The organism is Thermococcus aggregans, assembly GCF_024022995.1.
Lineage (GTDB): Archaea > Methanobacteriota_B > Thermococci > Thermococcales > Thermococcaceae > Thermococcus_A > Thermococcus_A aggregans.
In genome coordinates this window covers 282,606-297,141 of sequence record NZ_CP099582.1, presented here as the reverse complement: position 1 = coordinate 297,141, position 14,536 = coordinate 282,606, and the positions used below count along the sequence as shown (strand labels likewise).

The following is a 14,536-nucleotide window of genomic DNA, read 5'->3' as shown; positions in this document are numbered from 1 at the left end:
ACCCTGCAGTCCCAAACACGTCCGGTAAAAATGAGGAAGCAAACTTTAGGCATAGCTCTACTCATAGCATCGGCATTCACAGGTACAATCGGTTTCAGACTGGCCACTCCGGCTGTAGCGTTTTATACACGCGATGTATTGAACGCTTCAATGATTTCAATCTCATTAATTTCCATAGCTTTTGTGCTCTCTCGAGCCTTTTCCTCCGTAATTGGTGGCTCACTCCTCGAGAAAAAGAAGGAGTTGGTCTTCTTAGGGGCTTTAGCGATGTTTGGGAACGCGTTCGTAATGCCCCTCTACGCCCTGACGAATTCTTGGGTGCAGGTCGTTGGAATTAAGCTTTTGAACGGTGTTTTTAACGGCCTCTCTTGGCCCATAGCTCAGTTTGTAATAGTCGTATCTTCACCCAAAGAGCTCAAAGGAAGAGTAACCGCTTTATACTTCCTCTTTGGGAACTTTGCCGCTTTCCTCGGAAACTACACCTACGCCCTCACCATAGGCTTAGGCATAAAAGCTCAAATGCTTCTTGCATCGCTGTCCTTCGTTGTAACCTCCCTGCTGATGCTCACAGCATATTATGCCCTTTATGAGTGGATTGTGCCTAAAAGAACTCAAAAGACTTCTGGCTCATTTGATGCAAAGAAAATCTTAGCTTTGAGCGGACTTTTCTTCTTCACGATAGCCTTCTCCTCCGGCGACATAACATACGTCTACGTTGCTGAGGCTTTGGGCATAGAAAAGGGAAGTGCCGCCACACTCATTGGATTATCCTCGTTAATTGGTGCTCTCTTAGCATATGCTCCTTCATGGCTCGCCGATATTGGAAAAGAGGAGAGAGTGCTTAGATTTGCAGTGATTTTGGCAGCGCTTTCCCCAATTTTAGCCGCAATTAAAACTCCCTACACAGTGTTTCCAGCTCTGGTCATGGCCCTATTTGCTATACACACGTTTAGGCCTCTCGTAAGAAAGCTCTTAGCCATAAAGGCCTCAAGAGTCTCTGCATCCATTGGTGGGCTGAACGCTGTTTCAAACTTAGGGACTACCCTCGGCCAGCTCCTCTTTGGCTTTGCTTATGGAATCCTTGGAGATGTGAAGATTGGAGAAATCTCAGTTAGACTGTCCCTCCTAATCTTTGCCCCATTTTCGGTGCTTTTGATTTTGCTGGAAAAGAAAAAGGACTAATGAAGAATCTCCAAGCTGACATCGAAGTTCTTCACGCTGTGCGTTAAAGCTCCGAGGCTTATGACATCAATGTCGAGCTTCGCGTAGCTTTGAATGTTCTCCTCAGTTATGCCGCCGCTCACTTCAATTTTAACTCTCTCCCTAAGCCCTTCGCGCTTTAAAGCCTCAAGGACTTCTTCGATTTGCTCTGGCGTCATGTTATCGAGCATTATTACATCAGCCCCGGCTTTAGCGGCTTTTAGAGCATCCTCCAGGCTCTCCACCTCGACCTCAACAACCTTATAGACGCTGAAGGCCTTTGCACGCTTAATTGCCTCTTCAAGTGGCACCAATGCTAAATGGTTATCTTTTATGAGTATAGCATCACTTAGGGAAAAGCGGTGAGACTCACCTCCTCCGAGAAGTATAGCCCTCTTATCGAGGGGCTTTAACAGCGTCTTCCTCGTTCCGGCAACTCTTACATTTGGGTTAACAGCTCTAACTTTCTTCATAAGCCTTCTCACTTGAGTAGCTATGCCGCTCATCCTCCCTATGATGTTGAGAGCTGTCCTCTCCACCAGCAAAATTTTTCGTGCGTTGCCCCTGAGTTTTATAACTACGGTTCCCTTCTTCACTTCATCGCCGTCCTTAGCTTTAAGCTCAACTTTAACGCCGAAGTGCTCAAAAAGGGCTTTCGCTTCCTCCAAACCGGCGATAATCCCATCTTGCTTTGCTATAATTACAGCCTCTGCCTCCAAATCCTCGGGAATAACAGCTTCGCTCGTGACATCGCCGAATGGGGCGTCTTCCTCCAGAAAGCGGAGAAGGTATGTAAGGGGAATCATTTTTCATCACCTTTTGGTCAGGAATTTCCACAGCGGAATAAGCTCCACACTCATGCCTTTAAACTCTTCCCTCCCTTCTCTATCCCATGTTACAATCATCAAATTCTCACATCTCAGCTCCTTCGAGGCCTTCACAAGTCCCTTTAGCTCCCTCTCCCATGTGCTGGCATCATCGACTGAATACGACACCTGTATAAGCGCCACAATTTTACCGTCCTCCCTGACCACAAAGTCAACCTCTCTGCCATCCTGAGTTTTAAAGTAAAAGACCTCCTTGTTCCTCCGTCTGAGCTCCAAAAATACCGTGTTCTCCATGAGTCGCCCTATATTGCTTGTGAAGCGGAGAGAGTATGCATTTATCAGACCGTTATCTATGACGTATATCTTCGGAAGGCTCCGTTCAATCTCCTTCAAGCTGTATGAGAACCTCTTGAGGGGAAAGACTATGTATGCATCGGTAAAGTATTCAAGGTAGTTGTACAGAGTGTTTTTGCTAACCTCTATCCCAATGCTCTTCATGTAGTTTGCAGTTCTGTTTATGGAAAACTCCTTGGCAAAAGAGGTCACTAGGAGTTTTAAAAACATGCGCACAGCCTTTAAGTTCTTCAGGTTATAGCGTTCGACCACATCACGGTACAGCATGACATCTATGTACTCCTCCAGCACCTTACGTTTCAGGTACTCATTCTCTATCATAACAATCTCCGGAAAGCCTCCAAACTCAAGGTACTCCTTTAGGAGAGCCTTAATCATTGCCTCTTCTCTCGTGGACAGATATTTGCTGGGTTTTACGCCCTTAGCTCTCAGAAACTCCCGGAAGCTGAATGGAAAGAGCTCAAATGTGAGCGTTCTGCCCCTTAAAGCGGAGGCTATCTCCTTGCTGAGGAGCTTTGAGGAAGAACCCGTGAGAAAAACCTTAAAACCCTCTCTTTCAACCGCCCTTTTAACAAAAAGCTCCCAGTTGGGAACGTTTTGAATCTCATCGAGGAATAAGTACTTCTCGTCTGCAGTAGAAAAAAGCTCATAAAAGACTTTTATAAGTGCCGACAAGTCCTCTATGGATGGGGGATAAAGCCTGTCATCGTCAAGCGGTAAAAATAACGCGGCCTTCCCCTCTTTTCTGAGACGGGCAAAATGAGACAGCAGATAAAATGTTTTTCCAGCTCTTCTTGGCCCAATTATTGTGATTGCCTTTCTAAGGTCCGAATCCAAAGGCACATCTAAGTCTCTCTCAACACCATCAACTTCGAGATCAAAGAAATCCTTAACAATCTGACCTATTATCTCTTCGCGTGTCATGTTAAGTATAGAGGTAAAAAAGTTTAAAAAGTTTACCTCCATACTTAACTACTTGCTCATCTCCAGCATCCTCTCGATGGCCTTTTTGGCTTTTTCAGCAATTTCTTTGGGCACTTCAATTTCGTACTTTTCGTCTCTGAGAGCTTCGTAGATGTGCTTGAGCGTAATTGATTTCATTCCAATGCAGAAGGCATCCTCATTTGCAGGATAGAACTTTTTGTCAGGATAGATCTTCTTCAAGCGGTAGCACATCTCTTTCTCAGTAAAGACAACCCACTCGCCGTGCTGACAAGCATTTCTAACCATTCCGCCTGTTGAGACTATTAGATCCGCTTTTTCCTGCACCTCAGGAATGCACTCGGGGTGAACCATTAACTTTGCATTTGGATAGAGCTTTTTGGTTCTCTCAACATCTTCAGGCGTGAATCTTTTATGGACATAGCAGTACCCTCCCTCTGGAATTGGTATAATTCTTTTTCCAGTGCGCTTTGCAACATAATAAGCGAGATTGTTATCTGGGCCAAAAATTATCGTATCTGCATCAAGCTTGGCAACGATTTTATCGGCGTTTGCTGATGTGACAGTAACATCAGCGTAGGCTTTGCTTTCGGCGGTCGTGTTTACATAGAGAACGACGGGAGCATCGGGATACTTCTTTTTGGCTTCAAGGATGTGGTCAACTTTAAGCATGTTTGCCATTGCACATGTGGCTCTCTTAGTTGGAAGGAGAACTTTCTTTTCGGGGTTTAGGATTTTTGAGGTCTCTGCCATAAAATCGACGCCAGCAAAAACTATGATGTCCGCGTCAACATTTACAGCCTTCCTTGCTAATTCGAGGCTGTCTCCAAGAAAATCTGCTATGTCCTGAATTTCTGGGAGTTGATAGTTGTGAGCCAAAATTATGGCATTCTTCTCTTCTTTGAGCCTGATAATTTCGTCCACCAAATTCATAAAATGCACCTCCCGTTAAAGATGCTGTGCCTTTCAAATTCCTTTCTTATAATGGGATAATCCTCTCTGTAATGAACGCCTCGACTCTCTTTTCTTGCCAGGGCACACTCTAAAATACCTTTCGCCAAAAGCTTAATCCTCTCATCAACTTCCAATTTTTCCAGTTCTTTCAATCCTTCTAAAAGGCCGTTCTCATTTCTTACGATTCCAGCATATTTCCATAGAATTTCTTTGACGCTTTCAATATCTCCTAGCTCTTGGGCTGTATCTCTGATTTCTCCACTTCCACCTTTTGGTTTGTCTCTCCTCACAGTCCTCGCTACTTCAAGCCCGCTAACTATGCACTCCAGGAGAGAGTTGCTCGCCAATCTATTCGCCCCATGAAAGCCGTTGTTTGCAGCTTCCCCTATTGCGTAGAGGTTTTTGATATTGGTTCTATAATAGAGGTCTACCTTCAAGCCGCCTATGGAATAGTGGGCAATTGGAGTTACCGGGATTAGGTCTCTTTCTGGATTTATGCCCTTTTTAACCAGAAAACTGTAAATCTGGGGGAACTTTTCTTTAAAGTTTTCAATCCCTGTGGCGTCCAAATAAACTCCACTGCCACTTTGCATCTTCCTATAAATTGCTCTTGCAACCACGTCTCTTGGTTCAAGTTCGTTGACAAAGCGCTCACCATCTTCGTTGACAAGCTTTGCCCCGGCTCCTCTTACAGCCTCACTTACAAGCTTTACTCCATCCTTCCCAATAAAACCCGTTGGATGAAACTGAACGAATTCTAAGTCACTTGCTAAAGCCCCTTTCATTATGGCATCTCCAATTAGAATGCCTAGGTTAAGGGGAGAGCCGGCGGTGTATTTAAACAATGCCGTGTATCCTCCTGTTGCTAGGATTGTGGCGTCGAACTTTAGGAGCTCACCATCAAGAAACACACCATAGCACTTTTTACTTTCGATGGCTAATGATTCCGCAAGGCCTTTTACGAAGTGAACGCCCAATTCTTTGGCTCTTATGTGGAGGAGTCTTATCACGTGCTTTCCAGTTTCATTTTTGATTGTGAAAACCCTGGGAAAACTGTGTCCCCCTTCAATTTCATTTTCCTCAAAGTTCAAGCCCAAGGAGAGTAAAAAATCATAAACTTCACTGGATTTTGAGATAACTGCCCAAACAACCTCTTCATCATTTAGGTATCTTCCCGCTTTGATGGTGTCTAAGACGTGTGCCCTTATCGAGTCTCCTTCAAGAAGGGGAAGAGCTATACCTGCCTGGGCTAGGTAAGAATTCGTTTTATCTATTCTCTCTCCGATGATAGTAACTTCAAAGCCCTTTTTAGCTAGCCCTATTGCCGCAGTCAAACCTGCTATCCCATTTCCGATTATTCCTATTTTCATACATTTTCCCCGAACAAATGTTCGGGAATTTGTTTTAAAGCTTTTCTAATGGGATCATAAAAACACAAAAATTGTATTGCAAAATTAAAATTAAAGAAGTTTCACTCTCCCAAAAGTGCAGGAAGTGAATTGTACAGTTCTTTGGCTTTTTCTAAGTTTATGGAAGCAAGTTCTCCATCTCCGCTCTTAAACACAAGTTCATTTCCTCCAACCCTTCCAATGACTGCGAATTCCTCGAAGAGCTCTGCAACCTTTTCAAGCTTTTCTTCTTCAAAGCTTATCACGAATCTTCCATGGCTTTCCGAAAACAGTGTTTCGAGGGGTTTGAGCTTTCCTTCCACTGGAACTTTACCTATGTCCACTTCAAATCCAACGTTCCCGCTTAAGGCCATCTCCGCAAGTGCCACCGCTATTCCACCCTTGCTGACATCGTGAACCGCTTTAACAACTCTAAGTTCTATGGCTTTTAAAATTCCCTCAGCATTCCTCTTTTCTCTCTCTAGATCAACTCTCGGTGCTATCCCTCCATTGATGTTTAAAACCCTGTAGAGCTCGCTTCCTCCAAGTTCTTTCTTTGTAACACCAACAATGGCTATGAGGTCTCCTTCGTCTTTGAAATCCATTGTCATAAGATTTTCAAGCTTTACTTTCCCCAAACCAGCAACCACGGGTGTTGGTTTTATGGGTTTGTTGCCTACCTCGTTGTAAAAGCTGACGTTTCCGCTTACATATGCTAAGCCAAAGGCCTTTGCCCCATCAGTCAGTCCTTTAATTGTCTCTATGAAGCTCCAGTAAACTTCAGGTCTTTCAGGTGATGCGAAGTTTAGATTGTCCACTAATGCTAAAGGCTTCGCTCCTACACTTGCTAGGTTCCTCACAACCTCAGCAACAGCACCCACTGCCCCATGGTATGGGTTCAGATAGCTGTGGGAAGGATTTCCATCGCTCACGAAGGCTAAACCATATTCGTCGTTTATCTTGAGAACTGCTGCATCAAGGCCAGGCTTTAAGACCGTCCTCCCTTGGACTTCATGATCATACTGTTGCCATATCCATGCTTTACTAATTATATTGGGGCTTGAGAGAACCTTAATTAGGGCTTCTTGTGAGCTAATTTTCGGAGTCTCGAAGTCTTTTTCAATGTTGTATGGCTTTGCTTTCCATTCTATCGTTGGCACGTCAGTAAGAAGGTCTATTGGCAGGTCTGCAACTTTCTTTCCTTTCCAATAAACGATGTATCGGGGCTCTTCTATGATTTCACCTACAACAGTCCATTCAAGATCATATTTCTCAAAGATTTTTGTGATTTCATTTAAGTCCTCCTTTCTAACGGCAAAAAGCATTCTCTCTTGGCTTTCTGAAATCATGATTTCCATGGGATTCATGTTTGGCTCCCTTTGCGGCACTCTGTCTGCATAGATCACTGCACCAAAGCCCTTCTTTCCAGCCATTTCCGATGAAGCACACGTTAAACCGCCACCGCCGAGGTCTTTAAGAGCTTTTACCTTACCTGTGTGCACTGCTTCAAGAGTTGCCTCAATCAACAGTTTCTCCGTGAAGGGGTCGGGAATTTGCACCGCAGAACGGTCTTCCTCTTCGGCATTTTCGCTTAGCTCTTCACTCGCAAATGTAACTCCATGAATTCCATCCCTTCCCGTTTTGTTCCCTACTAAAACTAAGAGAAGCCCGCTCTCCTCAACATAGCTATGCACAAGCTCTTCGGGCCTCATCAGACCAATGCATGCTACGTTTACAAGTGTGTAGTTATCTAAACTCTCATCGAACTCCGTTTCCCCTCCAACTGTTGGGACGCCTATCCTGTTGCCGTAATCGGCTATTCCCTTAACGACGTACTCGAAGAGATACCTATTGCGCTCCTTTTCAAGAGGACCAAAGCGTATGGGGTCGAGCAAAGCTATTGGTCTTGCCCCCATACAGAGGATATCTCTTACGATTCCGCCAACTCCAGTGGCAGCTCCGCCGTAGGGTTCAACAGCCGAGGGATGATTGTGGCTTTCTATTCCAACGACTATTGCGGTATTATCATCAAACTTCACAACACCGGCATCTTCTCCGGGGCCCAAAATCACGTGCTCATTTTTGGTTGGCAAAAGCTTGAGCCATTTTCTGCTCGACTTGTATGAGGCATGCTCACTCCACATGACCTCAAGCATGGCCTTTTCAACTTCGTTCGGCTCCCTGCCAAGCCTCTCTTTTATTAGCTCTTCCTCGTGAGGAAACATGAGACTCACCTCTTGGCATACTCCACCATTGACTTGAACACTTTTAGCCCGTCCTCGCTCCCGAGCCATTTGTCGCTGGCTCTTTCCGGATGGGGCATCATGCCGAGAACGTTTCCCTTTTCATTGCTTACTCCGGCGATATTCAAGAGAGAACCATTTGGATTTGCGTCTTCCGTTACATTTCCTTTTTCGTTGCTGTACTGGAAGACGATTCTAACTTTCGGAGAATCGGTATAGTAATTCCCTTCAGCGTGGGCTATTGGCATTCTAATGACTTCTCCTTCTTTGTAAAATTGGGTAAACGCTGTTTGGGCATCGTTAACTCTAAGGTAAACCCACTTGCATAGAAACCTTGGAACCTTGTTTGGCCTCAATGCTCCGGGCAAAAGGCCGCTTTCGGTTAAGATTTGAAAGCCGTTGCAGATTCCTAACACAGGTTTACCCTCACTGACGAGAGCTTTAACTTCCTCCATTATCTCTGCCCTTGCGCTTATTGCTCCGGCCCTCAAATAATCGGCATAGCTAAAGCCTCCTGGCAAAACCACGCCGTCAAAGTCTTTGAGGGATGACTTATACCACACTCGCTCTGCTTCTCCACCGGCTTTTTTGATTGCTTCAACTGTCTCAAAGTCGCAGTTTGTCCCTGGGAATACTATAACGGCAAACTTGGGCATCTCACTCACCCAAGGGTTCAAGTTGGTACTCGTAGGTGTGGATAACTGGGTTTGCTAACAAACGCTTGCACATCTCTTCCACTTCTTTCTCTGGCTTATCGCTCTCAAAAACAACCTCAAAGTATTTTGGAACCTTTAGATCTTCAATTTTATAGCCTAAGTTTTTGAGCGCCTTCCCGATTACTCTTCCTTCTGGGTCGTTAAGCCCTTCCTTTAGGCGTACAATAATCTTTGCCTTATATTTCATGAGCATCACCTCACGTAACAACCTTCTCAAGCTCATCCAGCTCAATAGCCCTCTTAATTTCAAGAGCGATCCTCCTTCCGGTGCTCATTGGCTTTCTCCAGAGGGCGTTTCCATATGGGTGCCCCATTGCCATGTGGATGTTTGTTCCTCCACCAGTCCTCGGAGCGACGTCGTAGATGTAGAAGTTAAGGTCTTTGTCAACTGCAGTCTGCAGTGTGAAAGGTCCAATTATGCCGGGTGAGTAGTACTTCTTCGTGGCTTCAACGTAGCGCTCGGCCATATCGAAGACTTTCTCCAAGAGGCTCTCACGGAGCGTTGAGCTTGCATGCCCGCAAACTGTGTATTCTGGCTCGAACTGGCGCTTTGGCAGAGTAAGCTGCTGAGAAGCTGGCAATCTAACATGCCCATCCAAACTTGTCTCAAAACGCCAGTCTATGCCGAGGAGTTCTATTTCCCCGTCAATGGGTGAATAGAAGAAGTCAAAGTTAAATACCGGTCCGATGATGTAGCGCTCAATTCTCGCTTTGGCTAAGTCTTCCTCAGTGATTACGCCGAGTTTCATAAGCTTCTCAGCTTTTTCTCTAAACTCCTTATAGCTTGCAGCAGTGAAAAATCCTCTTTCGAGTCTCTTCTTTGCGTGAGGAAGCTTAACAATTACAAGGCCAACATCGTTTATCTCCTCAGGTTCTACGGGCTCGGGATAAGGCAACCCAGCTTTCTCAAGGAGCCAGTAGTAGCTTTTCTCCTCGCTCCTTTCCTCGCTCCTGAGTAAATTGCGGCTCCCAAAGAGAGGCACCAGAAATTCATTTTCTACTCTATCAATACCCGTATAGACCACGAAGGAGCGGTTGGGTATAAAGATAACGTTCTTTTTCCTCAGTTCCTCTTGAATATCAATGATTTGGGCGAACTTTTCCAAAACTATTACTTCATCAATAAACCCCTTTGTTAGGTCGTCTTTTGTCTTCTTTTCCTTGAAGTACTCCGCATAGGTTCTATGTCTCCCCTTTTGAGACACGATGAGAGTCTTAAAACCCTCTTCTTTAGCACCATCCGCTATGTCAAGGGCAGAATGGCTCCCGATTGCCCCGATAATTATGTTTTCTTTGTCGTAATTCTCCAAAACTTCCAGAATCTGCTCCCTTTCAATCATTTCGCCCACCTCTAATTGTTTTCATGAGTTCAATCCTTTTTGCAATGCTTTCTTTGGTTCCAACATCTCTGCGGTAGAAAATCTCACCCTTGACGTGCTTTATCCCGGCGGAAGCTATTTTTTCAGCCTCTTCTAAAGAATCGGCTATTCCCACAATGGCCAATGCCCTTGAACCAAGCATTGTGAGGTTTTCATCTACCGAGGCATAGTAGACCTTAGCTCCCTCTTCTCTGATTTTATCCTCGCTGATTTGAACTTTGGCTCCCTTGATTGGATTAGTGGGATACCCTTTTGGCACCAGATACTTCACAACTGTGGCTTTCTGCTCAAATTCAGCTCTCTTTAAGTTGCCATCGACAATTTCCTCTGCAATTTCAAGAAGGGAAGTCTTTAGAATTGGAAGAACATTCATTGCCTCCGGATCCCCAAAGCGGGCGTTGTACTCGATTATCTTAGGTTCGTCCCTTGCAAGCATGAACTGGCCGTAGAGAATGCCCTTATACGGAATCCCTTCTTTACGCATAGCATCGATGGTCTTTTTGAGAGTCTCAAAGGCTTTTTCGTAGTCTTTCTTCTCGACAAATGGTAGTAGGTGGTTTTCACAGGAATAAGAGCCCATTCCACCGGTTATTGGTCCGATGTCGCCTTCATACGCATGGGGATAATCCTGAGCCAGAGGCATTGGAATAACTTTCTTTCCATCGGTAAAAACTTGGAACGTGAACTCTACTCCATCAGTTCTTTCCTCAACGAGTACTTTCCCATCCTTCTCTATCAAGGCCTTTGCATATTCCTTTGCCTCTTCATTGTCTTTGAGCTGGTATCCGACGACTTTAACTCCTTTGCCTCCGGTAAGCCCAAGGGGTTTAACAACAACGGGTTTTCCAAACTCATCTATCCATGTTTTCATTTCAGCAACGTCATCGAAAACTTTGAACAATTTCCTTCCCGGAATTTTGTATTTCTCCATTATTTGTCTTGCAAACGCCTTATTTGTCTCAAGCATGGCAGCTTCTTTTGAAGGGCCGACTGTTGGGATTCCATTTTCTTCAAGGACATCCACGATTCCCTTCTCTAACGGAGTCTCCGGTCCAATAAAAGCCATATCAACATTCCACTTCAGAGCAAAATCGAGGACTTTTTGAACGTCGGTCTCTTTAGCAATCCCGTACTCCGCTGCAATTCTCTTGATGCTTGGGTTTTTGTGTTTTGCAACAACGTAAAGTTCTGCATCCTCTGACAGGGCCTCAGCAATTGCATTTTCTCTTCCACCTGCACCTACAAGTAAAACTCGCATGATCTTCACCATAAATTTGTTAAAATTACTTGTTTTTAAGCTTTATTTTGACATTTAAATGACAAAATTTATAAGGGTAAACTTCCCAGAGGGATCTGGTGATATCATGAAAGTGCTCGTGGTAATGGGGAGCAAGAGTGATTCTCACATTGCGGAAAAAGTTACGAAAGTGCTTGATGAATTTGGAGTTAGCTACGATGTAGAAGTGGCATCTGCCCATAGAAACCCGAAAAAAGTTGAGGAATTAGCAAAGAAAGACTATGATGTCTTTATTGCCATAGCTGGTTTAAGCGCCGCCTTACCTGGAGTGATAGCGGCTCATACGACTAAACCTGTGATAGGAGTTCCAGTTTCAGCAAAGCTCGGTGGTTTGGATTCTCTCTTGAGCATTGCCCAAATGCCACCGGGGGTTCCAGTAGCTACTGTGGGAATAGACAACGGAAAGAACGCCGCACTGCTAGCCATTGAGATTTTGGCATTAAAAGATGAGAGCTTAAAGAAAAAGCTTGAAGAATACAGGAAAAGGATGCAGAGTTAAACAAGTGCTTCTAAGCTTCTTTTTGCAATTTCTAGGAGATCCTCGGGAGTTAACACTTCAATCCCTTTAGGTTCTTTTTCAAGGACTTCCTTAGATGGAACAACAAGAACTTTCCTGCACTTGAATTTAGAAAGCTTCTCTTCAATTTTTTTCACTTCTTCACGCTTAACCCTGCTTTTCCACTTAACCTCCCCTACCAGCTCAAGTTTGCTGAAGCTCATTAATGCGATATCAAGCTCAAGAGCTGGGAGCTCAACTTTCACCGGTCTTAAACCATAAGTCTTAGCCAGAAGGCTCTCAATGAAACCCTCAACATGCCTTGGAACCTTTTCATCAACGGCTTTCCTGATGAACTCTTTGGGTGTCTCGAGCTCAGTATAGGCGTACTTTGCCTCGAGATAGAAGTGGAGGTCGAGGAGAGGTGAGACTATTGAGTAGCGGAAGCGCCTTTTCTTTCCATGGATTGGCTTTTTCTTTATGAGCCCCATTGAGGACAGTACTTTAAGATACTTCTGAATGCTGGAAGGTGATTCAATTAATCCTTTGGAAAGTAGATAGCTTCCAATTTCGCCACTCTTTGATTTTCCGTCTGCTATCGAATGGAGGACACCTTGGTAGACCTCAGAGAAGAAAATTTCCTCTTGAGTGAAGGTTTCTCCTATGATATCCTTGATAATTGGGCCAGATGAGTGTAGGTAATCGGTTAGGAACTCCCTGAGCGGTGGCTTATAAGAAGGCACAAGCATCGGTTCACGAAGGTACGTTGAAGCCTCAATAAGCTCTTTCCCATTGACTTCCCTCGACAGTTCTACGAGAATTTCCCTTTCGTCGATTAGACCAATCTTAACAGGAAGCACTATCCCGAGGAGGGGACTCTCACGCATTGAGAGAATTCTCACTGTCAGCCATAGGGTCGAAGTTATAAGGATAAGCTCGCTATCCAGAGTTGAGTGAGCGTGGAGAAGATCAAGAAAGCCATCTGGAAGGCGGTGAAACTCATCTATTACAATTTTCTCTTTTCCGAGATTATCAAGGAATTCTCTCCGAAACTCATCGTAGTTCATGTATTTTCCTGATGTTAAATCGAGTATGGTTCCATCCCGATTTACGAAGTAGAATCTATCATGTTCAACGAAGTGCTGAACGAGAAAGGTCTTTCCCGTCTTTCTTCTTCCATAGAGCATTTTCCAGCCTTCACTCTCAAGCTGTGCAAGTTCAATTCTTCTTGGAATGATTCTCATGAGAATGATTCCGATTAGAATCTTTTTAAGGATTTCGGTTGAAAAAGGTGCTACGTATAAAGCGGGTTGGAAAGATGTTAAAGCTGATTTGCTGGGAAATAAGAAGGAAACTCAAATAGAAAAAACAAACTCAAAGCAGATGCTTCTTTTTTATGAAGCCCTGACCCTGCCATTCCCCGCTTCTTGTTTTGAGCTCTATTATGTGGGCAACTTGCTCTGCTTTCCTCTTTGCCACTTGAACGTCACTATCCCATGCAAGGGCAACGCCAAGGCGCCTTCCTTTATACGCTTCGGGCTTTCCGAAGAACCTAACGGTCGTGTTTGGAATGTTCAATGCCTTAAAGACGTTCCTGAACCTTGGAGCGTAGCCTTCTTGGTTTGACAAGATCACGTGGGTTGCAGCTGGCGTTAAGATTGGGAACTTTCTAATGCCATTTTCTTCTACCGCTGGAATTGGAAGCCCCAAAATAGCCCTAACGTGGAGGCCAAACTCGGAAAAGCCTGTAGGATGTGACGCCATGGTCACCATTCCCGTGTCGTGGGGTCTCGGGGAGACTTCATTAGCCCATACCTTGTCCCCTTTGACGAACATCTCAACTCCAAAGATTCCAACTCCCCCGAGGACGTCGGTAATCTTTTTGGTTATTCTATAAACCTCACGCTCCGCTTTCTCGCTTATCTCTGCTGGCTGCCAGCTTGAGTGGTAATCCCCTTCAATTTGGTAATGACCAACGGGCTTTGGGAAAGTGGTAACTATCTTCCCGTTCTCATCGAAATGCCTCACTGCAAGCTCGGTTATTTCGATGTCGAAGTCTATATGCTCTTCAACTATTATTTTATCGGCACTGCCACGGGCTTTTTTCTTTGCAACTTCCCATGCCTTTGGAATATCTTCGGGGCTTTTGACGAAATAAGAACCTTTTCCACTGGAGCTCATTATGGCTTTGGTGTGGCATGGGTATCCTATCTTTTCGCATGCCTCATAAAGCTCATCTAATGTTGTCGCGTAGGCGTATCTTGATGTGGGGACTTTTGCTTTCTTCGCGAGCGTCTCTCTCGTTCTCTCGCGGTGCATTGCGATCCAGGTCGCTTTGGCATTTGGGACAACGAAGTAGCCCTCCTCCTCAAACTCAAAGAGTGCATCGAGGTTTATGGCCTCTATCTCCGGCACTATTGCGTCGGGTTTTTCTCTCTCCACGATGCTCCAGAGGAAGTCCTTGTCCTTCATATTGCCGACGTAGCTTTTGTGAGCTACCTGCATTGCAGGAGCATTGGCATAGCGATCAACTGCAATAACTTCCACTCCCAATCTTTGAGCCTCTATGGCTATCTCTTTTCCAAGCTCCCCGCTTCCAAGGAGCATTATCTTGACGGCAGAATCAGTTAAGGGAGTTCCAATTTCGTCTCTAATACTTATCATGGGTATCACCTAAATTTATTGACGTTTGTATGTTAAAACTATAGAAATATTTAAGAGTTTTTGAACATAAAAATGA

At 44.7% G+C, this 14,536-nt stretch carries 13 protein-coding genes; 2 read left to right on the top strand and 11 right to left on the bottom strand.

Translation table 11 applies throughout. The annotated features are described in order from the left end of the window. Positions 1–30: 30 nt before the first annotated feature. Entirely contained in the window at positions 31–1,182 is a 1,152-nt protein-coding gene (locus NF865_RS01705; protein ID WP_253304901.1) for an MFS transporter, read from the top strand. Here the strand turns inward: NF865_RS01705 and nadC are convergent. The 9 genes from nadC to purD all read right to left on the bottom strand — a co-directional run bounded on the left by nadC (position 1,179) and on the right by purD (position 11,261). Further along, entirely contained in the window at positions 1,179–2,006 is an 828-nt protein-coding gene (gene nadC / locus NF865_RS01700; RefSeq protein ID WP_253304900.1) for a carboxylating nicotinate-nucleotide diphosphorylase, read from the bottom strand. The genes NF865_RS01705 and nadC overlap by 4 nt on opposite strands. A 6-nt stretch (positions 2,007–2,012) precedes the next feature. After that, positions 2,013–3,305, bottom strand: coding sequence for an ATP-binding protein (locus NF865_RS01695; RefSeq protein WP_253304899.1), 1,293 nt, complete (start codon positions 3,303–3,305; stop codon positions 2,013–2,015). A gap of 48 nt (positions 3,306–3,353) precedes the next feature. Continuing rightward, entirely contained in the window at positions 3,354–4,256 is a 903-nt protein-coding gene (nadA, locus tag NF865_RS01690) for a quinolinate synthase NadA (protein ID WP_253304898.1), read from the bottom strand. Next, positions 4,253–5,647 (bottom strand): L-aspartate oxidase, encoded by a 1,395-nt coding sequence (locus tag NF865_RS01685; protein WP_253304897.1) that lies wholly within the window; start codon positions 5,645–5,647, stop codon positions 4,253–4,255. The genes nadA and NF865_RS01685 overlap by 4 nt, the downstream gene beginning before the upstream one ends. A gap of 101 nt (positions 5,648–5,748) precedes the next feature. Then, on the bottom strand, positions 5,749–7,890 hold the full coding sequence (gene purL, locus NF865_RS01680; RefSeq protein WP_253304896.1) for a phosphoribosylformylglycinamidine synthase subunit PurL: 2,142 nt from the start codon (positions 7,888–7,890) through the stop codon (positions 5,749–5,751). A 5-nt stretch (positions 7,891–7,895) separates the two neighbouring features. Next, a complete protein-coding gene (gene purQ, locus NF865_RS01675) occupies positions 7,896–8,564 on the bottom strand; it encodes a phosphoribosylformylglycinamidine synthase I (RefSeq protein WP_253304895.1) in 669 nt (222 codons plus the stop codon). 1 nt (position 8,565) lies between these two features. Beyond that, on the bottom strand, positions 8,566–8,811 hold the full coding sequence (gene purS / locus NF865_RS01670) for a phosphoribosylformylglycinamidine synthase subunit PurS (RefSeq protein ID WP_253304894.1): 246 nt from the start codon (positions 8,809–8,811) through the stop codon (positions 8,566–8,568). Positions 8,812–8,821: 10 nt separating this feature from the next. Then, positions 8,822–9,964, bottom strand: a complete 1,143-nt coding sequence (locus tag NF865_RS01665) for a formate--phosphoribosylaminoimidazolecarboxamide ligase family protein (protein ID WP_253304893.1) — start codon at positions 9,962–9,964, stop codon at positions 8,822–8,824. Further along, positions 9,957–11,261, bottom strand: a complete 1,305-nt coding sequence (gene purD / locus NF865_RS01660) for a phosphoribosylamine--glycine ligase (protein WP_253305705.1) — start codon at positions 11,259–11,261, stop codon at positions 9,957–9,959. The genes NF865_RS01665 and purD overlap by 8 nt, the downstream gene beginning before the upstream one ends. A gap of 106 nt (positions 11,262–11,367) precedes the next feature. Here purD and purE point away from each other — a divergent pair, with 106 nt between their 5' ends. Next, positions 11,368–11,799, top strand: a complete 432-nt coding sequence (gene purE, locus NF865_RS01655) for a 5-(carboxyamino)imidazole ribonucleotide mutase (RefSeq protein WP_253304892.1) — start codon at positions 11,368–11,370, stop codon at positions 11,797–11,799. Here purE and NF865_RS01650 read toward each other — a convergent pair. Then, positions 11,796–13,040 (bottom strand): AAA family ATPase, encoded by a 1,245-nt coding sequence (locus NF865_RS01650; protein WP_253304891.1) that lies wholly within the window; start codon positions 13,038–13,040, stop codon positions 11,796–11,798. The two genes, purE and NF865_RS01650, sit on opposite strands and share 4 nt — an antisense overlap. A 130-nt stretch (positions 13,041–13,170) precedes the next feature. Next, the gene (gene purT / locus NF865_RS01645; protein ID WP_253304890.1) at positions 13,171–14,460 is read right to left on the bottom strand and encodes a phosphoribosylglycinamide formyltransferase 2; all 1,290 of its coding nucleotides are present in this window, start codon (positions 14,458–14,460) and stop codon (positions 13,171–13,173) included. Positions 14,461–14,536 lie beyond the last annotated feature (76 nt).